Here is a 24,462-nt window from a genome sequence, read left to right as displayed (position 1 = left end):
GATCGGGGGGCGTCCGTTACGAGGCTGATGATCCCACCAGCTGATCTTTGGCCGCCTTCTTCTTGGCCATCTGGGCCAGCCGCTCTTCGCGGCGCTGCTTGGCGACCTCGAACTTGTCGACCGCGTCCTGTAGCTCCTCGACAAGCAGACCGAGGTCGTCGCGCATCCGTGCGCTCTCGCCGTTGAAGTCCTCGCGCTCGAAGATGCGCCACTTCTTCAGCACCGGCATCACGATGTCGTCGAGGTGAATTCGCGGGTCGTACACACCGCCCGAGGCGATGGTCACCGCACGGCGGCGGAAGTCGGGGATGGTGTACCCGGGCATCTTGAAGTTGCGTAGCACCTTGTGCAACGACTTCATCGCCTGATCGGGTGCGATCTCGAAGCCCGCTTCGGACACGTCGCGGTAGAAGATCATGTGCAGGTTCTCGTCGGCTGAGACCCGCTGCAGCAGCTGGTCGGCGATCGGGTCGTTGCACGCCTTGCCGGTGTTGCGGTGCGACACGCGGGTGGCCAGTTCCTGGAACGTCACGTAGATGACGGAGTCGAACAGGCTCTCGGCGAACAGGTCTGCCTCCACCTGCTGGTTCTGGCCCGGGCTGAAGCCGCGGGTCATCTGCTCCAGGCGCAGCATCTCCAGTTCCACGGGGTCGACGTTGCGGGTGACGACGAGGTAGTCACGCAGCGCGATGCCGTGCCGGTTCTCTTCCGCGGTCCACCGGTTCACCCAGAAGCCCCACGGGCCGTCCATGGTGAAGTTCATCGCGATCTCGCGGTGATAGGCGGGCAGGTTGTCCTCGGTCAGGAGGTTGACCAGCATTGCGACACGAGCGACCTCGGAGAGCTTCGACTGCTCGGGATCCCAGTCCTGGCCGCCGAGGGCGTAATAGTTCTTGCCGTCGGACCACGGGATGAAGTCGTGCGGGTTCCAGTCCTTCTTCATCCGCATGTGGCGGTTGACCAGGGGCTCCACGACGGGCTCGAGTTCGGTCAACAGTTGCAGGTCGGTCAGGTCTTTCGACACGACACCTCCCAGTTATCTGTACCTGATGGTTGCACTCAATATATCTGTGTAAGTCAGTGACATTCAAGCCGCCGCGCCGCCGCTCACATCCAGGTAGAGGCCACTTTTAGGTCACGGCCCTGCTGAGCAGTAGCTCAGCACAGTGGTCGATGAACTGCTCGCGGGTTACCTCCAGTCGACCGTCCAGGTAGGCCGTGAACAATGCAGTGAGTGCCCCGATCAGCCCCGTGGCAACCATCGCCTGGGTGGTGGGGTCGCTGATCTGGGTGAGGTTGCGCTGCAACAATTCGATGAAATTGGGCATCCACCGCGCCCCCGAGCGCGCGAGGACGGGTTCCGCTTCGGGGGCGAGCAGGAGTACCCGGCCGCGTGCGGGATCGTCGATCATCAGTGCCACGAACCGCTCGACGGCATCGCGCATACCCTCGGCCTTCATCAGCGCCGACATGGCCGCGGTGCACACGTCGTCGTACACCGCTGCGACGTACTCGTCCCGGTCGGTGAAGCTCTCGTAGAAGTAGCGCTCGGTCAGGCCGGCCGCCTTGCACACCGCGCGCACGGTCAGGTGCGGTCCGGCGGGGCTGCCGAGGAGCCCGATGCCGGCGGCGACCAGTTCGTCGCGTCGGAGCGCCTGGCGATCCTGCAGCGGAACGCCCGACCACCTACCGCGTCGTTGACCCGACGCCACAGCCCTCCTAAGCTTTGCTACTGACAACGCATGTAGTCAGAATGTCGTTCGGCACCACTCCGGCAGGAAGAGCACCAGTGACTCAAGATACGTCTGCGGCAGGCCCCGTCACCAGCGGATCCGCGGCGGAGCCCGAGGTCGCAGCGCCCGGCTGTCCGGTCGGCGGCGAACCGGTGCCGCACGCCGACGTCGTGGCGGCGGGCTGCCCTGTCGCCGGTGGCTATGACGACGTGCCGGCGCCGCTGGGTCCCGACTCGCTGACGTGGAGGTACTTCGGGCAGTGGACTGGACTGTTCCAGGGCACCTGGGCCGGGTCGATGCAGAACATGCATCCCCAGCTCGGTGCGGCGGTCAAGGAACACTCGATCTTCTTCATGGAACGCATCCCACGGCTGCTGCGGTCGATCTATCCGATCGGCGGCGTGGTGTTCGACGGCGACCGTGCGCCCCGGACCGGAGCCCAGGTCCGCGACTACCACATCGGGATCAAGGGCGTCGACGATCAGGGGCGCCGCTACAGCGCGCTGAATCCGGAAGTCTTCTACTGGGCGCACGCGACGTTCTTCAAGTCCACCCTGCTGGCCGCCGAGAAGTTCGGCGGCGGGATCAGCGAGGCCGACAAGCGCCAACTGTTCGACGAGCACATCACCTGGTACCGGATGTACGGGATGAGCATGCGAGTGGTGCCCAAGACCTGGGAGGAGTTCGAAGAGTACTGGGACCACATGTGCACCGACGTGCTGGAGAACAACTGGGCCGCGCGCGAGGTCATGGATCTGTCCACGATGCCCAAACACCCGTCGCTGGAATGGGTTCCGGATCCGTTGTGGAAGTTGAATCTGGCGGTCTTGCAACGCTTCCTGACCTTCATGACCGTCGCGCTGTACGACCCGCCGGTGCGCGAGCTGATGGGCTACACCTGGTCGCCGCGCCAAGAGTTCCTGCACAGGCGGTTCTGCGATGTGGTGACCATCGCGACCAAGGTGCTGCCCAAGCGGTGGCTGATGCATCCGCGTAAGCGTTCGGCGTGGGACCGGGCCACCGGCCGGCTCCCAGCCGATTCTCCGCTGGTGGAGACCCCGGCACGCAACTTGCCGCCGCTCGAGTACCGGGACGACCCACACTTCTACTGCCCGAAGGTCTGACCGGCGTTTCGCGAGAGCGCCACCACGGTAGCCCTGAGCCCGCCGGCGCTACCGTGGTGGCGCTCTCGCGAACGGCCACGCCATGTCGCCTCGGCGGTGCCACGGTGCCTGCGTGTCAGGTTTGCGCTCGCCGAAGAAGGGCTAGCTTTGAAGGCATGCAGGCGCCGGAACTCATAGGCGGTCGCTACGAATTACGAGGCGTGCTGGGTCGCGGCGGGATGGCCGAGGTCCGGGACGCCTGGGACAAGCGGCTCGGACGCCCGGTCGCGGTCAAATTGCTCCATCCGGCGGTCAGCACTCAGCCTGACACCCGGCAGCGGTTCGCCACCGAGGCCTGCGCCGCGGCCGCGCTGAACCATCCGCACGTGGTGGCCGTGCACGACACCGGAGTCCACGACGGCAGGCATTACATCGTGCTGGAACGGCTTCCGGGTCAGAGCCTGGCCGATGTCGTGGCCCGACACGGGCCACTGCCCGCCGAACATGTGCGCGCGATCATGCGCGACGTGCTCTCGGCGCTGAGCGCGGCGCACACCCGCGGAGTACTGCACCGCGACATCAAACCGGCCAACATCCTGTTCACCCAGCAGGGCGGTGTGAAGATCGCCGACTTCGGGGTGGCCAAGAGCGCGCACACCCCGCAGACACTGACCAACCGGGTCTTCGGGACGATGGCCTACCTCCCGGCCGATCGCATCGCCGGCCGGCCTGCGACACCCAGCGACGACCTCTATGGACTCGGTTTGGTCGCGTACGAGGCGTTGACAGGCCGACGTGCCTACCCGCAGGACAACCTGGCGGCGTTGGCCGAGGCGATCGCCGTCGGTCGCCTGACCCCGTTGAGCGCGTTGCGTCCTGACGTGGACCCGGCATTGGCGACGACCATCGAGCGGGCGATCGCCCGCGATCCGCGATGGCGGTTCTCCACCGCTGAGCAGATGTTGACCAGCATGGACCCCCCGTACGAGCCACCGCAACGCGCCGGCGGAGTGCTCGCCGCGGTGGCGTTGACCGTCGTTCTTGTTCTCGCGGCGCTGCTCGTCGTGGTGTGAGCCGAAAATAGCTGGCTGACCAGCGCATATACGACCGCTAACCGGCTGATCCCGGTCATGTAACAATCCGCGAGTCGAGTTCAGATTTCATGATCGATGCTGTACATTGCGGCAATTTTCGTTATGTTGCAGGGCGTGGGTCGGCACTCCATCGCCAAGAAGCGGCGCAACCCCTCGGTGTACGTGGTGTCCGCGCTCGCCCCGGCAGCGGTTTTCTTCGCGGTCAAGGGCGACACCGGACCGGTCCCTCTTCCCGCCGAGGAACAGCGGGTGGCGTCCCCGGCGCCCGCCGCCGTCACCGAGCAGTCTCCACCGTGCTGCCTGGAGGTCGTTGCCGCGCCCGCGACCGGACAGGCACCCGAACGGCTGATCGACAGGGGAGCCGCCCCTGACCCCGAGCAGGCATCGTTGGTGTCCGCATCGCGCTGGCGGGTGGTCAGTCGCACCCTGCCCGCCGGGGTGGCGCCCGAGCGCGGGCTGCAAGTGCGCACCATCCTGACCGCCCGCAGCATCAGCGCGGTCTTCCCGGAGATCAACAACATCGGCGGTGTCCGCCAGGACGCGCTGCGCTGGCATCCCAACGGTCTGGCGCTGGACGTGATGATCCCGAACCCGATGTCCGAGGCCGGCATCGCGCTGGGCAACCAGATTGTCGCCTACGTCCTGGAGAACGCGGAGCGCTTCGGCATCCAGGACGCGATCTGGCGGGGCGTGTATTACACGCCGGGCGGCGCGCGGGCCGGCGGGTACGGCCACTACGACCACGTGCACGTGACCACCACCGGCGGGGGTTACCCCGACGGTGACGAGGTCTACCTTCGCTGACGCCGCCGTCGGATCCGCCAGCGCGAAGACTTGATTCCTGCTTTGTGCCCCCACCAGGGCTCGAACCTGGGACCTGCGGATTAAAAGTCCGTAGCTCTACCAACTGAGCTATAGGGGCGTGAGTGTGTAACCCCGGAAAGAATACTGCACGCTGCTCATTTGAGGATTCGGGTGTCCGTACCCTAAGCTATCGAAGCTCCCAACGAACGAGTGTTGTGAGTACCCCGGAGAGATTCGGCTGGCCCCCTTCGTCTAGCGGCCTAGGACGCCGCCCTTTCAAGGCGGTAGCGCGGGTTCGAATCCCGTAGGGGGTACGCGCAGCGACCACGTGAGTGGGAGTCGCACAGAGTAAGGCCCTGTGGCGCAGTTGGTTAGCGCGCCGCCCTGTCACGGCGGAGGTCGCGGGTTCGAGTCCCGTCAGGGTCGCCATCACGGCGAGGCACTCACAACAGAGTGGCTGGTGCCGTCCGGCCAGGTAGCTCAGTTGGTACGAGCGTCCGCCTGAAAAGCGGAAGGTCGCCGGTTCGATCCCGGCCCTGGCCACCATAACCCGGCTTGGCTTCGGGCCTTCCGTCCATGGATGATGTTCCCGATGATCCGCCTCTCCGTTCTGGCCGCCGCAGCGGCGATGCTGATGTCGTTGTTCGCGCCGCTCGCCGCGGCCCAACCGGACAGCACTCTGGTCGATCTCGTCGATGCGGCCACCCGTCGTCTTCAGGTTGCCGAACCGGTGGCGGCCAATAAGTTCCACACCGGCGGGCTGATCGAGGATCCCGTCCGCGAACAGCAGGTGCTCGAGGCGATGTCGGCGGAAGCGGCGGCACTGCAACTGGATCCGGCGTACGTGTCGGCTGCCTTCCGCGACCAGATCGACGCCACCGTGGCGATCGAGTACACCAGGCTGGCGCAATGGAAGTTCGACCGGGCCGCGGCTCCCGTCGATGCTCCGGATCTTGCCTCGTCGCGCGGGATCATCGATGCGCTGAACCGCGAGATGGTGACGCTGATGGCCGACGAGTGGGGCAAGCTGCACGGGCCGGCCTGCCGGGCCGAACTCGACCAGGCCAAAACGGTGGTCGCCACACAGCGCGGGCTCGATCCGCTCTACCGGCAGGCGTTGGATCACGCGACGCGCAGCTACTGCCGCTGACATGACCGACTTTCGGCAGCGGCTGCTCGACGCCCTGGAGGCCTCGATCGCCGAGGACGGCTATGCCAGGACGACGGTGGCCGACATCGTGCGGCGGGCCAAGACCTCGCGGCGCACCTTCTACGAGCATTTCGACAGCAGAGAGGCGTGTTTCGTCGCCCTGCTGTCGGACGCCAACGCCGAGCAGATCAGGCAGATCTCCGAGGCCGTCGACCCCAGCGCACCCTGGCAGAAGCAGGTCCGGCAGGCGATCGAAGCGTGGATCTCGTCGGGTGAAGCGCGCTCGGCGCTGATGCTGAGCTGGATCCGCGACGTGCCTTCCCTCGGCGCCGCCGCCCGGGGCCTGCAGCGGGACGCGATGGAACACTTCATCGACATGGTCGGGGCGCTCGGCGCCACCGACGAGTTCCGGGCCGCCGGCGTCGGCCCGGTGTCGCGCCGCCGCATCATCATGCTGCTCGGAGGACTGCGCGAGCTCACGGCCATCACCGTCGAAGAGGGCGGAAGCATGGGTGACGTCACCGACGAGGCGGTCGACGCGTCGATCGCACTGCTGAGCCCGCCCGGCCACTGAGGTGTCCGCCCTCTTGGCGTCCCGCTCAGACCAGCGCGGTGGCCTTGGCCTCCTCGAAGAGCGTGGTGTCATGCGAGCACAACATCATCAGGTCGGGGTGCCCCGCGCGATACAGCTCGGCGAGCCGGTCATGGTTCTGCCTGACCTTCTCACGGTCGGCCGCGACGAGCTTCTCCAACAGTGCGGTCAACCTCGGCATCGGCAGCGCATCGGCGATGGTGCCGGGGTGATAGAAGGAATCGCCGCCGTGCAGAACCCAGCGGTGTCCGGCGTCGACGGCGACACACGCGTGCCCCTCCGTGTGGCCCGGCAGCGAGACGAGCACGAAACCCGGCCCGATCTCGGTGAGTTCTTTGGCGGCCGCGAAACCGCGCCATGCCTCACCGTCGACATGGTGTTCGACGATGTGGGGTCCGTGCGCCCACTGCGGAGGCCGGAAGCGGATCCGGTTCTGGATCGAACGCGACCGCATCGCGGCGAAGGCCTCCTCGGAGGTGACATGCACCTGGGCGTCGGGAAAATCGGCCAAACCGCCGATGTGGTCGGCGTCGAAGTGGGTCACCACGATGTGACGGACATCGGAGCGGTGGAAGCCGAGCTTCTCGATCTGACGGATCGCGGTCTCGTCGGGATCGAATCGGGGTCGGATCAGGTGGCGCCTGATGCGCCCGAAACGGCCCGGGTCGGCACAGTCGCGGGTGCCGAACCCCGTATCCACCAGCACCAGTCCCGCGTCGGACTCGACCAGCAGCACATGACACACCATCATGCCGACGCCCGGCGGATGAAGTGTCCCGCAATTGAGGTGATGAACTTTCACATGTACCCCCGAGTAACAAGTCAAAGGTACGTGCGCAGCACCGTCAAGCGATGTGGCCGCTGCGGTACCTTACGCACATGGTCCGGCCTGCTCAAACGGCGCGCAGCGAACGCACTCGGGAGGCGCTGCGGCAAGCGGCGGTGGTGCGCTTCCTGGCGCAGGGCGTCGAGGACACCTCGGCCGAGCAAATCGCCGCCGACGCCGGGGTGTCCCTGCGAACCTTCTACCGGCACTTCGCCTCCAAGCACGACCTGCTGTTCGCCGACTACGACGCGGGCCTGCACTGGTTCCGGGCGGCGCTCGCCGCCCGCTCGCCCGAGGAATCGATCTTCGAATCGGTGCAATCGGCAATCATGGCGTCGCCCTATGACGACTGGGCGGTCACCAAGATCGCGGCGATGCGTGCGCAGGAACTCGACGCCGGACGCATCGTCCGGCATATCCGGCAGGTCGAGGCGGACTTCGCCGAAGCCGTGGAGGAGCACATGATCTCGACCTGCGCCGCGCGTGCCGGCAGCGATGAGCGGATGCGCATCACCGTCACCGCACGGTGCATCGCCGCGGCGGTCTTCGGCGCCATGGAGGTGTGGATGCTGGGGGAGGACCGCTCGCTCCCCGAATTGGACCGTCGTTGCCGGCACGCGCTTGAGTTGCTGCGCTCCGGTATCGGAGACCGGGTCTGATCAGCGCCGAAATTGCATTCCACGCGGCGCATCGTCGCGTTCATGCGCATGGAGTGCGATTTCGGCGGCCGACATGTTTTGTCAATATTGACAAAACATTGACGGCGTGACAGCCTCAGCCGATGGCGGACTTCGACGCGATCGTCGTCGGTGCCGGACATAACGGGCTGACCGCGGCGGCGCTGCTGCAGCGCGCGGGTCTGCGCACGCTGTGTGTGGAGGCCAAGCTCTATGCGGGCGGCATGGCCTCGACCGTCGAACTCTTCGACGGCTTCCGGTTCGAGATCGCAGGCTCTGTGCAAGTTCCGACCTCGGCGGTGGTGAGCGAGGCGCTCGGACTGGGTGACCTGCCTACCGTCGACCTCGACGTGATGTCGGTGCAGTTGCGCGGCGTCGGCGACGATCCGTTCGTCTACTACACCGATCCGGTGAAACTACTGACCCACCTCAACGACGTGCACGGCGCCGAGGCGGTCAACGGCATGGCCGGGCTGATGGCGTGGTGCCAGGCGCCCACCCGGGCGCTGGGGCGGTTCGACGCGGCGCGGCCGCCCAGATCACTCGATGAGATGTTCGCCTGCGCCACCAGCGAATTCGAGCGGCAGGCGATCAGCGACATGTTGTTCGGATCGGTCACCGAGGTGCTCGACCGGCACCTGCCTGACCGCGAGAAGCACGGTGCGCTGCGGGGAATGCTGGCCTTCCTCGCTGTGAACACCACCTACCGCGGACCCGCCACGCCGGGGAGCGCGGCCGCACTGGCCTTCGGGCTGGCCGTCCCCGACGAGAGCGCCACACTGATCAAGAAGTTCCGCGGCGGCATGGGTGCGGTCACGGACCATCTTCAGCAGATGTTCGCCGCGGCGGGCGGTGAACTCCGGCTGCGCACCAAGGTCGCCGAAATCACCGCCGACGCAGGCGCGGTCACCGGTGTCAGGCTGACGGACGGGTCGACCGTGACCGCTCCGGCGGTGGTGTCGGCCCTCGCTCCGGACGTCACGGTCAACACGCTGGTCACGCCGACAGCGGTTCCCTCGCAGCTGCGGGACCGCTTCTCGCATATCGACCACCGCGGCAGCTATCTGCAGATGCACTTCGCGCTCGATGCGGCGCCCACGTTCGCTGAGCCCTACACAATGCTGAACGAACCCGGATATCAGTCCGCCATCGGTATTTTCGTGACACCGGAGGAACTGCACAAGCAGTGGGAGGGTGCCCGCGCGGGAGAGGTGCCCGCCGATCCGGCCATCGCCTTGCAGATACCGTCTGCCAACGACCCGAGCCTGGCCCCGCCGGGCAAGTACGCCGTGTCGGCGTTCTCACTGTGGTTTCCGCTGACCGAGGAACGCGCGAGCTACGGACAGATGAAAACTGAGATGGGGAAGCGGGTGATCGACAAGATCACCAGGCTGGCACCGGATTTCGAGAGTCTGATCCTGCGCCACACCACGTTCACCCCCAGGCACATGGGCACGATGTTCAATGCTCCCGGCGGTGACTACTGCCACGGGCTGATCCACCCCGAGCAGATGGGGCCTAACCGTCCGGGCCCGAAAGGCTATGTCGACCAGCCTGTTCCGGTTGAGGGACTGTACCTGGCCAGTGCCGGATGCCACGGCGGTCCCGGAATCACGTTCATTCCAGGCTACAACGCCGCCCAGCAGGTGATCGCCGACTTGCACTGATCCGGTCCGACGTGATGTCAGGTCGCGGGACCACTCTCGGTGGCGCCACCCTCGTCGGCCCAGTCCACGCGATCCTCGTCGCCCTTCGAAGGATCGCTGATCACATCGTCGTCGGCCTGCTCGGAACCGGCTTCGGTCTGGGCAGTGTTCGGCTTGTCTTTCGTCACGGCGCTGGGTTACCCCTAAGGATGGAGGTTCATTCAGCGTCGGCGATTCTGCAACTGTGCCAACCAGTCCGCAGGCACCCGACCGCGTGGCCCCGGCGCGGTCTCGTCGACCGGTCTGCTCCGGGGCGGGGCGAGCTCGGGGCCGTCGTAGTACTGATCGGTGTCGTAGTTCCAGAACCAGTCTTCGCCCGGTTCGAACGACCGGATGACCGGATGTCCGGTGGCGCGCCAGTGCGCCGACGCGTGCCGCTGCGGGGAGTCGTCGCAACAGCCGATGTGGCCGCACGCGGCGCACCTCCGCAGATGCACCCACCAACCGCCATGCGCGTCGCACTCGACGCAGCCCGTGCCGCTCGGGGGAACGGAAGGATCGACTGCGCCGTCGCGAACGTCGCTCACGAGCGAAAGCGTACGCCCAGTCCGGTGGTCCCGATACGAATCGTGACGGCGGTGGTCTATGGTCGCGCCATGGCAACCAAGGATTCCCGCGAGGTCGTGATCGAAGCATCCCCCGAGCAGATCCTCGACGTCATCGCCGACGTCGAGGCGACCCCGAGTTGGTCGCCGCAGTACCAGAAGGCCGAAGTGCTGGAGCGTTACGACAACGGCAGGCCCAAGCGGGTCAGGATGACGGTGAAAGCCGCCGGGCTGACCGATGAGCAGGTGATCGAATACACCTGGGGCGACAACGAAGTGACCTGGACGCTGGTCTCGGCCACCCAGCTCAAGGCACAGGACGCCGGCTACCGCCTCACCCCCGACGGCGACAAGACCAAGGTCAGGTTCGACATATCGATCGACCTTTCGGTCCCGTTGCCGGGCTTCATCGTCAAGCGCACGATGAAGGGCGGCGTCGAGACTGCTACCGACGGGTTGCGCAAGCAGGTGCTCAAGGTCATCAAGGCGTGAACGCGCCGGCCAGGCAGATGGGCGAGGTTAGCTGCCGATTCCTATGCGCGAGGCCGATCGCCTAGCTAGGATTTGCCGGTATGGCGGTGCGTGCTTCCAGTGAAGTCGTGATCGAGGCCCCGCCAGAGGCGATTCTGGATGCCCTGGCAGACGTCGAGGCGGTGGCCGCGTGGTCGTCCCTGCACAAAGACACCGAAGTGGTCGACCGCCATCCCGACGGCCGGCCGCACCATGTCAGGACGACCGTCAGCGTGATGGGGCTGACTGACAGAGAGCTCCTGGAGTACCACTGGGGTGACACCTGGGTGGTGTGGGATGCCGAACGGACGTCGCGGCAGCGCTGCCAGCATGGTGAGTACAACCTGACGCCGGTCGGTGAGGATCGCACCCGTGTCAGGTTTGATCTGATCCTCGATCTGGCCGCACCGTATCCGAGGTTCCTTGTCAAACGGGCGAAGAAGATGGTGCTCGACGTGGCGCTGGAGAACCTTCGACGCCGCGTGCTCGCCGCGCAGTAGGCCTACGCCGCGCGGGCATTGCCGACAGGCCGTCCGCCGGGGTGGCGAGCTAGTTGCGCCGCCGAAGGGCGCGGAGCCGCCGGATCGCTTCGTCGAGGGTCTCATCGCGCTTGCAGAAAGCGAAGCGCACCAAGTGTTTCCACGCGTCGGCATGCGCGGCACCGGGATCGCAGAACGCCGACATCGGGATCGCTGCGACACCCACCTTCTCCGGCAGATCCGCGCAGAACGCTGTGCTGTCGGGGTAGCCCAGTGGGCGGGGATCCGCGCACAGAAAGTAGGTGCCTTGACTGTCGTGGACTTCGAAACCGATGTCGCTCAGCGCCGAGCCGAGGCGGTCACGGCGGTCCTGGAACGTCGCGCACAGTGCGTCGACCCACGCGTCTTCGGTGTCGAGTGCGTGCGCGACGGCCGGCTGGAACGGGGCGCCGCCCACATAACTCAGGTACTGCTTGGCCGCCCGCACGCCGGCGATGAGATCCCTTGGCCCGCAGGCCCACCCGATCTTCCATCCGGTGGCGTTGAACATCTTTCCCGCGCTGGAGATGGTGATGGTGCGGTCCGCCATGCCCGGATAATTGGCCAACGGCCGATGCTCCCGACCGTCGAAGACCAGGTGCTCATAGACCTCGTCGGTGATCACCAGCAGATCGGCCGTCACCGCGAGCTCTGCCAACGCCCGCAGCTCGTCGTCGCTGGCCACCGCACCGGTCGGGTTGTGCGGCGAATTGACGATCAACGCTCGGGTCCTCGGCGTCACGGCGGCCCGCAGTCCGTCGATGTCGATGGCGAAGCCCAGACCGTCCCGGCGCATCGGGACGGCGCGGCGGTGGCATCCGGCCATCGCGATGACAGGGGAGTAGGAGTCGTAGAAGGGTTCGATGAGCAGAACCTCCGAGCCCGGTTCGACGAGACCGAGGACCGCCGACGCGATGGCCTCGGTGGCGCCGACGGTGACAAGCACCTCGGTGTCGGGGTCGTACTCGGTGCCGTAGCGGCGTGTCCGCTGATCGGCGATCGCCTGCCGCAGCGACGCGGCGCCGAGGCCGGGCGGATATTGGTTGACGCCCGCCGCGATGGCATTCTGGGCCACCTTGAGCATCGAGTCAGGTCCGTCCTCGTCTGGAAAGCCCTGGCCGAGGTTCACCGCGCCGACCCGGGCGGCCAGCGCCGACATCTCGGCGAAGATCGTCACCGCGTAGGGCTGCAGTCGTCGTACCGTCACGCCTCCGAAGCGTAACCGGCCCCGCGTCGGCGCAGATCGGCCCACTAAGTGGTGAACAGCCGGGTGGTTCTGGTTTCATGGCGCATTCCGCCGATCTCCAGCGCCGGCGCGACGCTGTACACGTCGTCGATGTCTCGATCGCAGGCCGCGCGTGCCAGCTCGACGAGGCGCGGCGCGGCGGCTGTCTGGAACCGCTGGGCCAGCAATGCCCCGAGCCGTCCCATTCGCACCGCGGCGCTGAGCATGGACGCCAGCATCGACCGCATCGATCCGAGCACCGCGAGCCGCTGCGGGACGCCGAGCTGCGCCTGCAACGCGCCGTCGACGACGGCGCCGTGACCGGCAGTGGCTCCGTCGGTGACTGCGGTGAGGTACGGGCAGCGCTCGGCGAGCCCGGCACGCCGCGCGGCGGCGGCCAGTTGCGTCCCCGCCGACTCCGACGCTGTCCGGGCGTTGTCGAACAGCTTGTATGTGCCTGCCAGGTCATCGAGTTCGCAGAGCCGCGGAAGATGTGCCGCGGCGCGCCAGGCCGCCGCGGTCAGCGTGCCGTCCAATGGGGCGTAGCCGTCGGCCAGGTAGGCGAGTACGACAGCACCGACCTCCGGGGCGCCGACGTCGGGCCGGTCGGCCAACCACTGCTCCAGACCCTGGCTGTGCACCATCCGGCCGGACGGAAAAGCGCTGTCGTGCAATTGCAGCCACATCGCCAACGCGACATCGGGATCAGTGGTGATGGCCGGCATGCGAGTCCGCGGAGGTTCGTGACCAACCGTCGCGCGCCAACGGCACGGCCGTGACCGCACCGGCCACCCCGAGCCCGGCGAGCATCTCCCGGGCGGCCTGCGCGCTGGTGAACAACGGCGCGGCGACGCCGTCCTCGTCGACGTCGATCGGCGCGTGCTGGTTGCCGAGCAGATATCCCAGCATCAGCATTCTTCTTGCCCCGGCGGCGGCGCAGTTGTCCGCGAACCGTACGGCGATAGCGTCCTCGGCGGGCCGGCGGACCACGACGACGGCGGCGCCGTCATCGGCGATCACGGCTCCGGAGCGCAGGAAGACGCCGCGCGGCAGGTCGATATGGACGGTCAGCCCGGAATCGGCGGTGACCACCTGCCGATGCTTGGCCGCGTCGCCCCAGCCGATGTCGACGTAATGACGTCTGCGTCCGCTGAACCTGCCGTCGGCGATGTCACCGAGTATGTCTACCGCCTTCATCGTTGCCCTGACTCCGGAAACAGCGTGCGCCGCACGGCGTGGAACAGTTGCTGCCGGATGCGGTGGAGTTCCGGTGCGTGGTGCACGGCCACGCGCGCGAACACTCCCGCGTCACGGGGCAACCGGCCTGCGCCGCCCGCCGTGCCGTCGAGGACCGACCGGACGTTGTCGAGCAGGGCGCCGCCGTCGTGGCCGGGGGTGACGGCAAGGAATGTTCCCAGGTAGTCGGTGTCGACCAGCGGTCCCGGGTCACCTTCGACGGGCCGGATCACCTGACGGTCTCTCGCCACGGCGCATCCGTCGACACGGACCACGAATGCGCTGTCATAGCAGGTGAAACCGAATCGCTCCCCGTGGGCGATACGCCCGGACGCGACGGCCTCCCAGCCGAGATAGACGCCGCCGGCGGTGACCGCGAGGTCCAGCTGTTGCCGAAAGTGTGAATCACGGTGTGGGATGACGGTTCCGGGACAGTACTCGAGCACCGCGCCGCAGTCGACGGTGAAGTCGAGCAGGTGGCGGGCCCCGGCGCCGGCTCCGGCAAAAACCTGGGTGGCGGCCTGCGTGGTCAGGTGAAGGTCGCTTCTGGGTCGGCAGCGCACGACGGTGTGCAACTCGTCGTCGGAGAACGCGCCGCCGCTGGGACTCTGTACGCACAGGGTCGCCGCGCCCGGCCGGCGGGGGTCACAGTGCAGCGCGGTGGTGACGCGCTGGGGGTACCGCTGGCGCAGCGTGCTGGTGCGGGTGCGGCCCGTCGCGTCGGCGACGACCTCCACGTCGAGTTCACCCGGACGGATGACCGGGGCGGTCACGGGCGGCTCGCGGTGAGCATCGCGCCCTCGCGTAGGCGGTTGACGACCTCGGTCACCCCGTGGCCGGATCGTAGGTCGGTGAACACTGTCGGTTTGGCGGGCCGGGCCAGTGCGCAGTCGCGGCGCATCATGTCGAGGTCGGCGCCGACCAGCGGCGCCAGGTCGATCTTGTTGACCACCAACAGATCTGCCTGCAGCAGGCCGATGCCCTTCTTGCGCGGGATGTCGTCTCCGGCGGAGGTGTCGATCACGAAGATCCAGTGGTCCACCAGATCCGAGGTGAAGGTGGCCGCGAGGTTGTCGCCGCCGGACTCGATGAGGATGAGGTCGAGGTCGGGGAACATCCGGTTCAATCGGTCGGCGGCGGCCAGGTTGGCCGACGGGTCCTCGCGGATCGCGGTGTGCGGGCAGGCCCCGGTCTCCACCGCAAGGACGCGGTTCGGGTCGATCACCCCGCTGCGCCGCACGCGCTGGGCGTCCTCGTCGGTCACCAGGTCGTTGGTGATCACGGCGACGCTGAAGCCGGCGTCGGACAACCTCGGTACCAGTGACTCGACGAGACGCGTCTTGCCCGAGCCGACCGGGCCTCCGATGCCGATGCGGATTGCACCCTCGGTCATGCTGTGCTCCTTGCTATTTCAGGGTGTAACGGCGGCCCAGCGGCACCCGGCTCATCGGGGTGCTCACGCACGGCTCTCCGTCGACGGTGACGCGGTAGGTGTCGGGCTCAATGGTGATGTCAGGCAGGTAGTCGTTGTGCAGCAGGTCGGCCTTGGTCAGTGCCCGCGCTCCACGGCACGCGACCAGTCGGGTGTCCAGACCGAGTCGCTCATCGAGGGCGGCGTCGACGGCAGCGGCGGCGACGAAATTCACCGACACGTCGGCGGGGGTGCGGCCGAATGCTGCCCACTGCGGGCGGTAGCGCAGTGGCTCGCACGTCATCAGCGACGCGTTGGCCTCGCCCATCACCGACCACGCGGGAAAGCCGCCTTTGAACACCACCTCGGGCCTGATACCGAAGAACTTCGGTGCCCACAACACGATGTCGGCCAGCTTGCCCGTCTCCAAGGAGCCGACCTCGTGGTCGATGCCGAACAGCCTGGCTGGATTGATCGTCAGCTTCGCGATGTAACGCAGGATGCGGGCATTGTCGGCGCCGGTCCCCTCGTCGCCGGGCAGTGGCCCGCGAGTGGCCCGCATGTGCGACGCGAGTTGCCAGGTCCGCGCGATCGTCTCCCCGATGCGGCCCATGCCCTGCGAGTCCGATCCCATCGCCGAGATGGCGCCCAGGTCGTGCAGCACGTCCTCGGCCGCAATGGTCTCGCGCCGGATCCGGGACTCGGCGAACGCGACGTCCTCGGGGATGCGCGGGTTGAGGTGGTGGCAGACCATCACCATGTCGAGGTGCTCGTCGAAGGTGTTCAGCGCGAACGGGTTCGTCGGATTCGTCGACGACGGAAGGCAGTACGGTTCTCCGACGACGCGCATGATGTCGGGAGCGTGGCCGCCGCCGGCGCCCTCGGCGTGGTAGGTGTGAATGGGTCGGCCGCCGATCGCGGCCATCGTGTCCTCGAAGAATCCGGACTCGTTGAGCGTGTCGGTGTGGATCTGGACCTGCAGGTCGAGTTGGTCGCCGGCGTCCAGCGACGCCCGGATGGCCGCGGGCGTCGCGCCCCAGTCCTCGTGGATCTTGTAGCCGATCGCCCCGGCCAGACCCTGCTCGATCAGCGGGGCGGTGCTCGACGCGCTGCCGTTGCCGATGAACCCGAAGTTCATCGGGAAACCTTCTGCGGCACGCAGCATCCGGGCCAGGTTGTTCGGCCCTGATGAGGTGATGCCGACGGTGACGGGACCCAGACCGCCGCCGATCATCGTCGTGATCCCGCTCGAGATCGCCTCGTCGACCAATCCGGCGCTGTCGAAGTGCACGTGCACGTCGATGGCGCCCGCTGTGGCGATCATGCCCTCGCCGGACCGGATGTCGGTTCCGGCCCCGATGATCAGCTCGGGGTCGACACCGTCCATCGTCCTTGGATTCCCCGATTTCCCGATGCCGGCGATCCGGCCGTCGCGGATCCCGATGTCGGCCTTGCGGATTCCCAGCACCGCGTCAATGATCAGCACGTTGGTGATGACGAAATCCAGCGCGCCTGCGCAGTTGGACTCTTGGCCGTTGGTGATGTCCCCATGTACTCCCATGCCCTCACGCATGGTCTTGCCGCCGCCGAACACCGATTCGTCGCCGTATACGCAGGCGTCGTGTTCCACCCTGGCCAGCAGTTCGGTGTCGGCCAGCCGGACCCGGTCCCCGGTGGTCGGGCCGTACAGTTCGGCGTAATGCCTGCGGGTGATCCGGTGTGCCATGTCAGGAACCCTGCCGAGAATCGAGGAAACCGTTGTCGCGCAGCCTGTTCAGCAGCACGGGGTCGAGCGTTCCGCTGGTGTCGGTGTTGGTGACGTCGTTCTGGCCGATCACTGTGCGCTCGCCGCCGTAGCTGGTCAGCGAAACCTCCTGCCTCTCACCGGGTTCGAACCGGACTGCGGTGCCCGACGGAATGTCGAGTCGCATGCCGAACGCGGCCGCCCGATCGAAGCGCAGCGCGCGGTTGACTTCGAAGAAGTGGAAATGCGAGCCGACCTGGACGGGACGGTCCCCGGTGTTCTCGACGGTCACGGTGGCCCCTGTGCGTCCTGCGTTGAGCTCCAGTTCTCCGTCGCACGGCAGGACCTCGCCAGGGATCACGTCGGGCCCGGCAGCCGGGTTGGTGCCCGGACCGATCGCGTCGTGCACGGTCACCAGCTTCTGGCCGTCGTCGAAGAACGCCTCGACCTGTATCGATCCCAGTAGGGAGGTCACGCCGGGCATGACGTCGTCGTCGGTGAGCACGGTGGCGCCGTGAGCGGCGGCCTCGGCCACCGACGCACCCGCGCGGGCGGCTTCGACCACCTCGTCGGCGATCAGGGCCCGCGCCTCGGCGTAGCTGAGGGTCAGGCCCGCAGCGCGGTGCTTGCGGGCCAGCTCCGCAGCGAGGAACAGCAGCAACCGGTCTTCGTCTTTGGGGGTCAGATGCATGTCAGCCCGTGATCCCCGCGGCCCACGGGTAGTCGCGCAAGTACGGATCGGGTTCGATCGGTGCGGGTGACTCCCACACCTGGTAGATCAGGCCGTCCTCGGCGACGCGGCCGATCCGCGCGGTCTTGGTCACGTGGTGGTTCTCGCCGTCGACAGTCATCGACCCCTCGGGCGCGGTGATCGTGACGCCATCGGCCGCGTTCTGGATCTCGGGCACGGCGAACGAATCCGCCTTCTCCACCGTGGCTTTCCACAGCATCACGGCGGCGTACGCCGATTCCATCGGATCAGAGGTCACCCGGTCGGCGCCGAAGCGTTTCTTGAAGTTCTCGACGAATGTGGTGTTCTGCGGCGAGTCCAGCGTCTGGTAGTAGTTCCACGACGAGAGCTGGCCGACCAGGGTGGGCGCGCCGATGCTGCGTACCTCCTCCTCGCCGACGCACATCGACATCACGGGCATGGCCTCGGCGGTCAGACCGGAGTTGCGGTACTCACGGAAGAAGGCGACCAACGAATCACCCACCACGACGTTGAACACCGCGTCCGCGTCGGCGGTGCGGATCTTGTTGACGATCGTGGAGAAGTCGGTGCTGCCCAGCGGCGTGTAGTCCTCACCCTTGATCTCGATGCCGTTGGCCTGCGCGTAGGCCTTCACGATCGCGTTGGAGGTGCGCGGGAAGACGTAGTCGCTGCCCACCAGGTACAGCGACTTCACCCCCTGCTCTTTGAGGTAGTCCAGTGATGGGATGATCTGCTGGTTGGTGGTCGCCCCGGTGTAGAAGATGTTCGGCGAGCTTTCCAGCCCTTCGTACTGCTGACCGTAATACAACAGCGCGTTGGCGTCCTCGAAGACCGGCAGCATGGCCTTGCGGCTGGCAGATGTGTAGCCACCGAAAACGACTGCCACACAATCGGACTGCACAAGCTTCTGAGCTTTCTCGGCGAACACGGTCGGTTCCGACGCGCCGTCTTCGCCGATGAGCTGCAGTTGCTTACCCAATACGCCGCCGGAGGCGTTCACCTCTTCGACGGCCATGACGATCGCGTCGCGGATCACCGACTCGCTGACCGCCAGACCGCCGGACAGCGAGTTGACGGCGCCCACCTTCACCGTGTCGCCGGAGGTGTCGACACAGCTCGCCTGTGCTGCGACGGCGCTGTCGTCGCCTGCCCGGCTACCACACCCGGCGGCCAACAGCGCCGTCACTGCGAGCACGGCGACTGACCCGCGGCGTAGCCCGCTCGTCGAACGTTTCGATGACCTGAACATCTTCATGCCCTTTGCTTCGTGCTGTCGGTTCGGGCACTGCGCTGTGCCAAGTGTCGGTTTCCGCCAGCGTAGAAACGGTGCATGCCCGGTGCCTATGGGAGGAATCTCCCAATTCGCCGAACGGTTTTCGCGACCGCCTCGGCTTGGAAACCTCGCGGAAACATCGGCTGCTGATGATGACCGCACATATCGGGGTCAGACGAAGGAAGCGTGCGATGTCCGGCATCTACGGTGACGTGCTGAGCAGTGGCGCCAGTCTGGAGACCCGTGCCCACGGCCTGCTCGAGACGCTGTCGGCGCGCGCGCAATCCTCGGCTTCGGCGATCTGTCTGTGGGATCCGATCCAGCGCAAGCACGTCGGCGTGGCCAACCATGATTATCCCGACACGGTGATGGAGCACTTCAACAGCTGGTTCGTCGAGAACGATCCGCTGTTCGATGCCATGCGGGTGCACGGACTCGGCTCCCTGCGTTGGCGGGACTTCCCCGAGTACCGCAGTGGATACTCGGTCAACAACGTCTTCCGGCCGGCCGGATTCGACGAGGGCCTGTCGGCGCGGCTGATCACCAGCGACGGAACCTACGTCGGCACCATTCACGTCAACTGTGACGACGCGCGGTTTCCCCGTGACCAGGACGTGGTCGAGATCAACACCCTGCGCCGACAGATGGCCGAGCAACTGGACTTCTCGCTGAGGCCCCGGATGGTCGCCGAGCTGATCGCCCCCGAGGCCCAGGCCTGGGCCGTCGACGACTTCGGGCGAGCGCACCTGTTGCGGTGTGGCGACCTGTTCGAGCAGGCGCTGGACCCGGCTCTGATCGGTGATCTCGCTGCGGCGTTTTTGAAGTCGGCGGTCGGGGTCAGGCCCGATGTGCTGCGCCACCACGACGGGGTGTCCTGGTTGCACGTGCGGCGGATCGCCACGGCCGCACGGTATCGGGGCGACAGCCTCGGCGCGGTGCTGCTGGTGACTCGCAGCCCGCTACCGATGAGTGTCACGCCGCGGGAACTCGACGCGCTCACGCTGGCGGTGTGCGGGTTGACCAACGGTCAGATCGCCGCACAACTGTTCATCAGCGCACGTACGGCCGGCCATCATTTGGAAAGCGCTTCGGCCAAGCTCGGTGCGGCCAACCGCGCGGCGTGTGCCTCCCGGGCCGTCTCGCTGGGGCTTCTGTCAGCCGACGTGTTGCTGAATGTGTGTGGCCGGGAATCGATTGCCGTCTGAGCAGGTGATGTCGTCGCGGTGTGACGCTTCACGGATTTCGTCAGGGCAGGATCGGCGCCGGGTGCGGCAGTGGGTGGGCGCCCTGCGGGCGTAACCCGTCGAAGATGATGGCGAGGTAGCGCTGCCACAATAAAGGCGCTGGGGCGGAGAGGTTTTCGACCACATGAATCGGCGCGCACATCATGAGGAAGACATCTGCTTCGGTGATGTCGGACCGGATGGCTCCCGCGTCGCGGGCCCGGTCGACGAGAGCGCCGAGGCGGGCGTGCAAGTGATCTCGGACTTCGGTCACCCGGGGATCCTTCCCGCTCTCCGATTGGAGGAACGTCAGATCGTGCCGTTGCCGCTGATCGGCCGCCACGGTCAGGAACTCCAGCAGAGCCGCGCCCGGATCCTCGGCGTGGGCCAGCTCATCCGCGGCCTCGGCGAGCGTCGCGATGTGCCGGCACACAATGGCCGCGATCAAGTCCTCTTTCGTGGGGAAGTGCCGAAATACCGTGCCTTTGGCGACGCCCGCGCGGCGGGCGATATCGGCCACCGAGGCGGAGGCGCCGCGTTCGGCGAATTCTGCTTCCGCAGCGCTCAACAGCGACTCGCGGTTGCGCGCCGCATCCGCTCGAAGATTCACTGCCCGAGAATATCAAGTTGACCAATCGGTCACCTTGTGGTTGTCTCCATTGAACATGACCAATCGGTCACCTTAACGGTCGGTAGTGAAAACACCTGGAGCACAGATGAAGATGGACGGCACCACGGCACTTGTCACCGGAGCCAACCGAGGAATCGGCCGCGCCTTTGCGATCGAGCTGATCCGGCGTGGCGCCAAGGTCTACGCGGGCGCGCGGCGTCCCGAGCTCGTCGACATCCCTGACGTGGAAGTGCTTCGGCTCGACATCACCGACCAATCATCGGTCGACGCGGCTGCTGGGTCCGCCGCGGACGTGGACCTCCTGATCAACAACGCCGCAGACACCGCCGGCGGAAAGCTGGTCACCGGCGATTTGACTGCCATCCGGTCGACCATGGATTCGAACTACTATGGCACTCTTGCAATGATCCGGGCCTTCGCGCCCATCCTGGCGCGCAACGGCGGCGGCGCGATCCTCAATGTGTTGTCGGCGGCGGCATGGATGACGGTCGAGGGCAATACCGCTTATGCCGCAGCCAAATCCGCGCAATGGGGCTTGACGAACGGCGTGCGTGTCGAACTTGCCGGGCAGGGAACCCATGTCGCCGCATTGGTGCCCGGACTGGTTGGAACCCAGACGCTGTTCGACTTCGCGAGCCGCAACGGAATCGAACTCCCAGAAGGTGTGGTGATCGATCCTGCCGATCTGGTGCGGCTGGCGCTCGATGGTCTGGAAGCCGGTGACCTCGAGATCATGGACCCGTTGTCGGCTGATGCGAAAGCCGCACTGGCCGGGCCGCCGCGCCCCCTCGCACTGGGGTGAGCGAGCGGTTCCGCAGGCGGATGCCGGACCGGGCGCCCGTCTGGACCCCGACCGGGGCACCGTGCCGAGGCTGCCGAAGATGCCCGCCGAAATCCGCGTCACGGCGGTGATCGAGAGCTGATATGCCCCACGGTGTTCGCGCTCCGATGCCGACAGGAGAGGATTTGGCGGGGAATAACCGCTCGCGGGTCACGCTTGAGTGGTGCATGACGTTCACACTCTCTGGTGACTCTGCCCTGCTCAAGCCGATTCAGGTCGGAGCCACTGCCGCGGCGAACCGAATCTTCATGGCGCCGCTGACGAGATCGCGCGCCGACGCCGACGGCACGCCGTCGTCGCTGGCTGCGGAGTACTACTCGCAGCGTGCCGAAGCCGGTCTGATCATCAGCGAGGCCACCGCGGTCTGTGAGCAGGCCAACGGCGCCTACGTGAACACTCCCGGGTTGTACACCGACAGGCAGCAGGACGCCTGGGCTGAGATCGCGTCGGCGGTACACCGCGCCGGGGGCAAGATGTTCGTCCAGCTGTGGCACGTCGGCCGCATGGCGCATCCCGAGATCAGCGGATTCGAGAACGTGGGTCCGTCGGCGATCGCTGCGGAGCTGCTGGCGCACACTCCCTCTGGGAAGAAGTCGTTGCCCGTGCCCCGCGCGCTCACGACCGGCGAGATCGCGGAAATCATCGGACAGTTCCGTGCCGCCGCGCGCCGTGCCGTCGAAGCCGGCATGGACGGTGTCGAAATTCACTCGGCCAATGGGTATCTGCTTCACGAGTTCCTGTCCGACGTTGTCAACCAGCGCACCGATGCCTACGGCGGATCGCCGCAGAACAGGGCCCGGTTCACCGCCGAGGTCGTCGAAGCGGTCGCCGCCGAGATCGGACCGGATCGCGTCGGTTTGCGCATCTCGCCCGGAAACACCGCCGGGGACATGACCGAGGTCGACCAGATCAGCGCTTACGAATTGCTTCTGTGCCGCATTGCGTCGCTGAACATCGCCTACCTGCATGTGGTGAGTGAACCCTCGACGCCCACATTCGCCGCGATCCGCACCCAGTGGGAGGGGACGTTGGTGCTCAACACCCCCCGCGCCGTCGACACCGATTTCGAGCTGCTGGCCAATCTGGCCGACTGGGGAGTGATCGGAGCCGCCGCGGTGGGCAGAGAGTTCCTGGCCACCCCTGATCTGATCGAGCGCCTGAAGCTCGGCGCCGAGCCGAACGTGCCGGATGTGGCGACGTTCTACGCCCCCGGGCCCGTCGGATACATCGACTATCCGACGCTTGACGAATGGGTGACGCCCCGGTCGGCGTAGGTGTGAACCGGTCGACCGGCGGGAAACACCCGAGGCATGGCTACCTATCGTGTTCTGAACCCCAAGGGCGAAGTCGTCGACACCAAGGACATCGAAAGCGCCGATCATGCGCACGCCTGGTTCGTCGACCAGAAAGCCGACAACTCCGAGTTGGGATGGCGGATGGAAGTCGAGCACGACGGCGAGTGGTCGTTCTTCGACGACACCGAAGGCTCGCCCGACTAACCGTTCCTCCGCGAGCAGACACAAACTCGCACGATCCACGCCCGAATCGTGCGAGTTTGTGTCTGCTCGCGGAAGAGATCCGTCCAGAGTGCCCAACCAAGCGGTTGGGCGAGGCTGCTAGCATCGCGCACAGAGGAGCAGCCTCCCCGCGGGTGTAGATCCGCGAAACCCCTGAAGAGGACCTGGAGAACGCATGTCCGAAGAAGCCTTCATCTACGAGGCCATCCGCACCCCGCGCGGCAAGCAGCGCGGCGGCGCCCTGAACGAGATCAAGCCCGTCAACCTGGTCGTCGGCCTGATCGACGAGATCCGCACCCGCTTCCCTGACCTGGACGAGACGCTGATCAGCGACCTGATCCTCGGCGTCGTCTCGCCGGTCGGTGACCAGGGTGGCGACATCGCCCGCACCGCGGGACTGGTCGCGAACCTGCCGGAGACCACCGGCGGTGTGCAGCTCAATCGGTTCTGCGCGTCCGGCCTGGAGGCCGTCAACATGGCCGCGCAGAAGGTGCGCTCGGGCTGGGACGACCTGGTGCTCGCCGGCGGTGTCGAGTCCATGAGCCGTGTCCCGATGGGCTCTGACGGCGGCGCCTGGGCAGCCGACCCGGAGACCAACTACCGCATCGGCTTCGTCCCGCAGGGCATCGGCGCCGACCTGATCGCGACCATCGAGGGCTTCTCCCGTGAGGACGTCGACACCTATGCGGCACGCTCGCAGGAGCGCGCCGCTGCCGCGTGGTCGGGTGGCTACTTCGCCAAGTCCGTCGTCCCGGTCAAAGACCAGAACGGTCTCGTCGTGCTCGACCATGACGAGCACATCCGTCCCGGCACCACCGTCGAGAGCCTGAGCAAGCTCAAGTCCGCGTTCGAAGGCGTAGGCGCGATGGGCGGGTTCGACGACGTGGCGCTGCAGAAGTACCACTTCGTCGAGAAGATCAACCACGTCCACACCGGCGGTAACAGCTCGGGCATCGTCGACGGCGCCGCGCTGGTGCTCATCGGTTCCGAGGCTGCGGGCACGTCGCAGGGCCTGACCCCGCGGGCGCGCATCGTGGCCACCGCAACCAGCGGCGCCGACCCGGTCATCATGCTGACGGGCCCGACCCCGGCGACCAGGAAGGTGCTCGACCGAGCAGGCCTGACGGTCGATGACATCGACCTGTTCGAGCTCAACGAGGCCTTCGCCTCGGTGGTGCTGAAGTTCCAGAAGGACCTCAACATTCCGGACGAGAAGCTCAACGTCAACGGTGGCGCGATCGCGATGGGCCACCCGCTGGGCGCCACCGGCGCCATGATCACCGGAACCATGGTCGACGAGCTGGAGCGCCGGGGCGCCCGGCGCGCGCTGATCACGCTGTGCGTCGGCGGCGGCATGGGTGTCGCGACCATCATCGAGCGAGTCTGAGCAC

28 protein-coding genes and 4 tRNA genes are annotated in these 24,462 nt (G+C 66.7%); 17 read left to right on the top strand and 15 right to left on the bottom strand.

From position 1 onward, the window contains the following. Positions 1-16: 16 nt before the first annotated feature. Both KXD97_RS02760 and KXD97_RS02755 read right to left on the bottom strand, forming a co-directional pair. Positions 17-1,024, bottom strand: a complete 1,008-nt coding sequence (locus tag KXD97_RS02760; RefSeq protein ID WP_260755352.1) for an acyl-ACP desaturase — start codon at positions 1,022-1,024, stop codon at positions 17-19. A gap of 106 nt (positions 1,025-1,130) precedes the next feature. Beyond that, positions 1,131-1,712 (bottom strand): TetR/AcrR family transcriptional regulator, encoded by a 582-nt coding sequence (locus KXD97_RS02755; RefSeq protein WP_260755351.1) that lies wholly within the window; start codon positions 1,710-1,712, stop codon positions 1,131-1,133. A gap of 77 nt (positions 1,713-1,789) precedes the next feature. Here KXD97_RS02755 and KXD97_RS02750 point away from each other — a divergent pair, with 77 nt between their 5' ends. The 3 genes from KXD97_RS02750 (at position 1,790) to KXD97_RS02740 (ending at position 4,734) form a co-directional block, all read left to right on the top strand. Beyond that, entirely contained in the window at positions 1,790-2,857 is a 1,068-nt protein-coding gene (locus KXD97_RS02750; protein WP_260755350.1) for an oxygenase MpaB family protein, read from the top strand. 155 nt (positions 2,858-3,012) lie between these two features. Further along, entirely contained in the window at positions 3,013-3,909 is an 897-nt protein-coding gene (locus KXD97_RS02745) for a serine/threonine-protein kinase (RefSeq protein WP_260755349.1), read from the top strand. Positions 3,910-4,032: 123 nt separating this feature from the next. After that, positions 4,033-4,734, top strand: coding sequence for a hypothetical protein (locus KXD97_RS02740; protein WP_396884650.1), 702 nt, complete (start codon positions 4,033-4,035; stop codon positions 4,732-4,734). 45 nt (positions 4,735-4,779) lie between these two features. On the opposite strand, the gene KXD97_RS02735 is transcribed toward KXD97_RS02740, so the two are convergent. Continuing rightward, positions 4,780-4,852: transfer RNA gene (locus KXD97_RS02735), tRNA-Lys, on the bottom strand. Between the two features lie 123 nt (positions 4,853-4,975). Between KXD97_RS02735 and KXD97_RS02730 the strand changes: the two genes are divergently transcribed. The 5 genes from KXD97_RS02730 to KXD97_RS02710 all read left to right on the top strand — a co-directional run bounded on the left by KXD97_RS02730 (position 4,976) and on the right by KXD97_RS02710 (position 6,458). Then, positions 4,976-5,048 (top strand) — tRNA-Glu (locus KXD97_RS02730). Between the two features lie 38 nt (positions 5,049-5,086). After that, positions 5,087-5,163 (top strand) — tRNA-Asp (locus KXD97_RS02725). Between the two features lie 40 nt (positions 5,164-5,203). Beyond that, positions 5,204-5,280, top strand: a tRNA-Phe gene (locus tag KXD97_RS02720). Between the two features lie 46 nt (positions 5,281-5,326). Continuing rightward, positions 5,327-5,884 (top strand): chorismate mutase, encoded by a 558-nt coding sequence (locus tag KXD97_RS02715; RefSeq protein ID WP_260755347.1) that lies wholly within the window; start codon positions 5,327-5,329, stop codon positions 5,882-5,884. A gap of 1 nt (position 5,885) precedes the next feature. Beyond that, complete coding sequence (locus tag KXD97_RS02710; RefSeq protein WP_260755346.1) at positions 5,886-6,458, top strand: TetR/AcrR family transcriptional regulator; 573 nt, start codon at positions 5,886-5,888, stop codon at positions 6,456-6,458. 25 nt (positions 6,459-6,483) lie between these two features. Here KXD97_RS02710 and KXD97_RS02705 read toward each other — a convergent pair whose 3' ends face one another. Continuing rightward, on the bottom strand, positions 6,484-7,278 hold the full coding sequence (locus KXD97_RS02705; RefSeq protein WP_260755345.1) for an MBL fold metallo-hydrolase: 795 nt from the start codon (positions 7,276-7,278) through the stop codon (positions 6,484-6,486). A 77-nt stretch (positions 7,279-7,355) separates the two neighbouring features. On the opposite strand from KXD97_RS02705, the gene KXD97_RS02700 reads away from it, so the two are divergent. Both KXD97_RS02700 and KXD97_RS02695 read left to right on the top strand, forming a co-directional pair. Further along, positions 7,356-7,961, top strand: a complete 606-nt coding sequence (locus KXD97_RS02700; protein WP_260755344.1) for a TetR/AcrR family transcriptional regulator — start codon at positions 7,356-7,358, stop codon at positions 7,959-7,961. 122 nt (positions 7,962-8,083) lie between these two features. Beyond that, positions 8,084-9,646 carry an NAD(P)/FAD-dependent oxidoreductase gene (locus KXD97_RS02695; RefSeq protein ID WP_260755343.1) on the top strand — a complete coding sequence of 521 codons (1,563 nt, stop codon included), beginning with the start codon at positions 8,084-8,086 and terminating at the stop codon, positions 9,644-9,646. Between the two features lie 17 nt (positions 9,647-9,663). On the opposite strand, the gene KXD97_RS02690 is transcribed toward KXD97_RS02695, so the two are convergent. Together KXD97_RS02690 and KXD97_RS02685 are read right to left on the bottom strand one after the other, a co-directional pair. After that, entirely contained in the window at positions 9,664-9,813 is a 150-nt protein-coding gene (locus tag KXD97_RS02690; RefSeq protein ID WP_260755342.1) for a hypothetical protein, read from the bottom strand. 33 nt (positions 9,814-9,846) lie between these two features. Continuing rightward, positions 9,847-10,212, bottom strand: coding sequence for a UBP-type zinc finger domain-containing protein (locus tag KXD97_RS02685; protein WP_260755341.1), 366 nt, complete (start codon positions 10,210-10,212; stop codon positions 9,847-9,849). Positions 10,213-10,281: 69 nt separating this feature from the next. Between KXD97_RS02685 and KXD97_RS02680 the strand changes: the two genes are divergently transcribed. Beyond that, entirely contained in the window at positions 10,282-10,722 is a 441-nt protein-coding gene (locus tag KXD97_RS02680) for an SRPBCC family protein (protein WP_260755340.1), read from the top strand. Positions 10,723-10,802: 80 nt separating this feature from the next. Then, the gene (locus tag KXD97_RS02675) at positions 10,803-11,240 is read left to right on the top strand and encodes an SRPBCC family protein (protein WP_260755339.1); all 438 of its coding nucleotides are present in this window, start codon (positions 10,803-10,805) and stop codon (positions 11,238-11,240) included. Positions 11,241-11,289: 49 nt separating this feature from the next. On the opposite strand, the gene KXD97_RS02670 is transcribed toward KXD97_RS02675, so the two are convergent. From KXD97_RS02670 to urtA, 8 genes are read right to left on the bottom strand one after another with little or no spacing between them, the layout of a single operon-like run. After that, positions 11,290-12,465, bottom strand: coding sequence for a pyridoxal phosphate-dependent aminotransferase (locus tag KXD97_RS02670; RefSeq protein WP_260755338.1), 1,176 nt, complete (start codon positions 12,463-12,465; stop codon positions 11,290-11,292). 44 nt (positions 12,466-12,509) lie between these two features. After that, positions 12,510-13,208 (bottom strand): urease accessory protein UreF, encoded by a 699-nt coding sequence (locus KXD97_RS02665; protein ID WP_260755337.1) that lies wholly within the window; start codon positions 13,206-13,208, stop codon positions 12,510-12,512. Then, entirely contained in the window at positions 13,189-13,680 is a 492-nt protein-coding gene (locus tag KXD97_RS02660; protein WP_260755336.1) for an urease accessory protein UreE, read from the bottom strand. The genes KXD97_RS02665 and KXD97_RS02660 overlap by 20 nt, the downstream gene beginning before the upstream one ends. After that, the gene (locus KXD97_RS02655; RefSeq protein ID WP_260755335.1) at positions 13,677-14,492 is read right to left on the bottom strand and encodes an urease accessory protein UreD; all 816 of its coding nucleotides are present in this window, start codon (positions 14,490-14,492) and stop codon (positions 13,677-13,679) included. The genes KXD97_RS02660 and KXD97_RS02655 overlap by 4 nt, the downstream gene beginning before the upstream one ends. Beyond that, positions 14,489-15,112 carry an urease accessory protein UreG gene (ureG, locus tag KXD97_RS02650; protein ID WP_260755334.1) on the bottom strand — a complete coding sequence of 208 codons (624 nt, stop codon included), beginning with the start codon at positions 15,110-15,112 and terminating at the stop codon, positions 14,489-14,491. The genes KXD97_RS02655 and ureG overlap by 4 nt, the downstream gene beginning before the upstream one ends. A 13-nt stretch (positions 15,113-15,125) precedes the next feature. Next, complete coding sequence (gene ureC / locus KXD97_RS02645) at positions 15,126-16,856, bottom strand: urease subunit alpha (RefSeq protein WP_260755333.1); 1,731 nt, start codon at positions 16,854-16,856, stop codon at positions 15,126-15,128. Position 16,857: 1 nt separating this feature from the next. Further along, positions 16,858-17,565, bottom strand: a complete 708-nt coding sequence (locus KXD97_RS02640; RefSeq protein WP_260755332.1) for an urease subunit beta — start codon at positions 17,563-17,565, stop codon at positions 16,858-16,860. 1 nt (position 17,566) lies between these two features. Further along, positions 17,567-18,835: an urea ABC transporter substrate-binding protein gene (urtA, locus tag KXD97_RS02635; RefSeq protein ID WP_260757814.1), complete on the bottom strand. Its 1,269-nt coding sequence runs from the start codon at positions 18,833-18,835 to the stop codon at positions 17,567-17,569. Between the two features lie 215 nt (positions 18,836-19,050). Here urtA and KXD97_RS02630 point away from each other — a divergent pair, with 215 nt between their 5' ends. After that, complete coding sequence (locus KXD97_RS02630) at positions 19,051-20,064, top strand: helix-turn-helix transcriptional regulator (protein ID WP_260755331.1); 1,014 nt, start codon at positions 19,051-19,053, stop codon at positions 20,062-20,064. A gap of 40 nt (positions 20,065-20,104) precedes the next feature. Here the strand turns inward: KXD97_RS02630 and KXD97_RS02625 are convergent, their stop codons facing one another. Then, entirely contained in the window at positions 20,105-20,692 is a 588-nt protein-coding gene (locus KXD97_RS02625; RefSeq protein ID WP_260755330.1) for a TetR/AcrR family transcriptional regulator, read from the bottom strand. A 106-nt stretch (positions 20,693-20,798) separates the two neighbouring features. On the opposite strand from KXD97_RS02625, the gene KXD97_RS02620 reads away from it, so the two are divergent. From KXD97_RS02620 to KXD97_RS02605, 4 genes are all read left to right on the top strand, one after another. After that, the gene (locus KXD97_RS02620; protein ID WP_260755329.1) at positions 20,799-21,515 is read left to right on the top strand and encodes an SDR family NAD(P)-dependent oxidoreductase; all 717 of its coding nucleotides are present in this window, start codon (positions 20,799-20,801) and stop codon (positions 21,513-21,515) included. A gap of 206 nt (positions 21,516-21,721) precedes the next feature. Further along, on the top strand, positions 21,722-22,828 hold the full coding sequence (locus tag KXD97_RS02615; RefSeq protein WP_260755328.1) for an alkene reductase: 1,107 nt from the start codon (positions 21,722-21,724) through the stop codon (positions 22,826-22,828). 36 nt (positions 22,829-22,864) lie between these two features. Next, positions 22,865-23,053, top strand: coding sequence for a hypothetical protein (locus KXD97_RS02610; RefSeq protein WP_260755327.1), 189 nt, complete (start codon positions 22,865-22,867; stop codon positions 23,051-23,053). A 193-nt stretch (positions 23,054-23,246) separates the two neighbouring features. Then, complete coding sequence (locus KXD97_RS02605; RefSeq protein ID WP_260755326.1) at positions 23,247-24,458, top strand: acetyl-CoA C-acetyltransferase; 1,212 nt, start codon at positions 23,247-23,249, stop codon at positions 24,456-24,458. Positions 24,459-24,462 lie beyond the last annotated feature (4 nt).

It is taken from the genome of Mycobacterium sp. SMC-8, from assembly GCF_025263565.1.
GTDB lineage: Bacteria > Actinomycetota > Actinomycetes > Mycobacteriales > Mycobacteriaceae > Mycobacterium.
This window is presented reverse-complemented; position numbering and strand designations above follow the sequence as displayed.

Bases quoted from the DNA above. Each gene is read 5' to 3' on its own strand.
- KXD97_RS02745 (WP_260755349.1), top strand. From the start codon at position 3,013: ATGCAGGCGCCGGAACTCATAGGCGGTCGCTACGAATTACGAGGCGTG.
- KXD97_RS02740 (WP_396884650.1), top strand. From the start codon at position 4,033: ATGTTGCAGGGCGTGGGTCGGCACTCCATCGCCAAGAAGCGGCGCAAC.
- KXD97_RS02715 (WP_260755347.1), top strand. From the start codon at position 5,327: ATGATCCGCCTCTCCGTTCTGGCCGCCGCAGCGGCGATGCTGATGTCG.
- KXD97_RS02710 (WP_260755346.1), top strand. From the start codon at position 5,886: ATGACCGACTTTCGGCAGCGGCTGCTCGACGCCCTGGAGGCCTCGATC.
- KXD97_RS02700 (WP_260755344.1), top strand. From the start codon at position 7,356: ATGGTCCGGCCTGCTCAAACGGCGCGCAGCGAACGCACTCGGGAGGCG.
- KXD97_RS02695 (WP_260755343.1), top strand. From the start codon at position 8,084: ATGGCGGACTTCGACGCGATCGTCGTCGGTGCCGGACATAACGGGCTG.
- KXD97_RS02680 (WP_260755340.1), top strand. From the start codon at position 10,282: ATGGCAACCAAGGATTCCCGCGAGGTCGTGATCGAAGCATCCCCCGAG.
- KXD97_RS02675 (WP_260755339.1), top strand. From the start codon at position 10,803: ATGGCGGTGCGTGCTTCCAGTGAAGTCGTGATCGAGGCCCCGCCAGAG.
- KXD97_RS02665 (WP_260755337.1), bottom strand. From the start codon at position 13,208: ATGCCGGCCATCACCACTGATCCCGATGTCGCGTTGGCGATGTGGCTG.
- KXD97_RS02660 (WP_260755336.1), bottom strand. From the start codon at position 13,680: ATGAAGGCGGTAGACATACTCGGTGACATCGCCGACGGCAGGTTCAGC.
- ureG (WP_260755334.1), bottom strand. From the start codon at position 15,112: ATGACCGAGGGTGCAATCCGCATCGGCATCGGAGGCCCGGTCGGCTCG.
- ureC (WP_260755333.1), bottom strand. From the start codon at position 16,856: ATGGCACACCGGATCACCCGCAGGCATTACGCCGAACTGTACGGCCCG.
- KXD97_RS02640 (WP_260755332.1), bottom strand. From the start codon at position 17,565: ATGCATCTGACCCCCAAAGACGAAGACCGGTTGCTGCTGTTCCTCGCT.
- urtA (WP_260757814.1), bottom strand. From the start codon at position 18,835: ATGTTCAGGTCATCGAAACGTTCGACGAGCGGGCTACGCCGCGGGTCA.
- KXD97_RS02630 (WP_260755331.1), top strand. From the start codon at position 19,051: ATGTCCGGCATCTACGGTGACGTGCTGAGCAGTGGCGCCAGTCTGGAG.
- KXD97_RS02620 (WP_260755329.1), top strand. From the start codon at position 20,799: ATGAAGATGGACGGCACCACGGCACTTGTCACCGGAGCCAACCGAGGA.
- KXD97_RS02615 (WP_260755328.1), top strand. From the start codon at position 21,722: ATGACGTTCACACTCTCTGGTGACTCTGCCCTGCTCAAGCCGATTCAG.
- KXD97_RS02610 (WP_260755327.1), top strand. From the start codon at position 22,865: ATGGCTACCTATCGTGTTCTGAACCCCAAGGGCGAAGTCGTCGACACC.
- KXD97_RS02605 (WP_260755326.1), top strand. From the start codon at position 23,247: ATGTCCGAAGAAGCCTTCATCTACGAGGCCATCCGCACCCCGCGCGGC.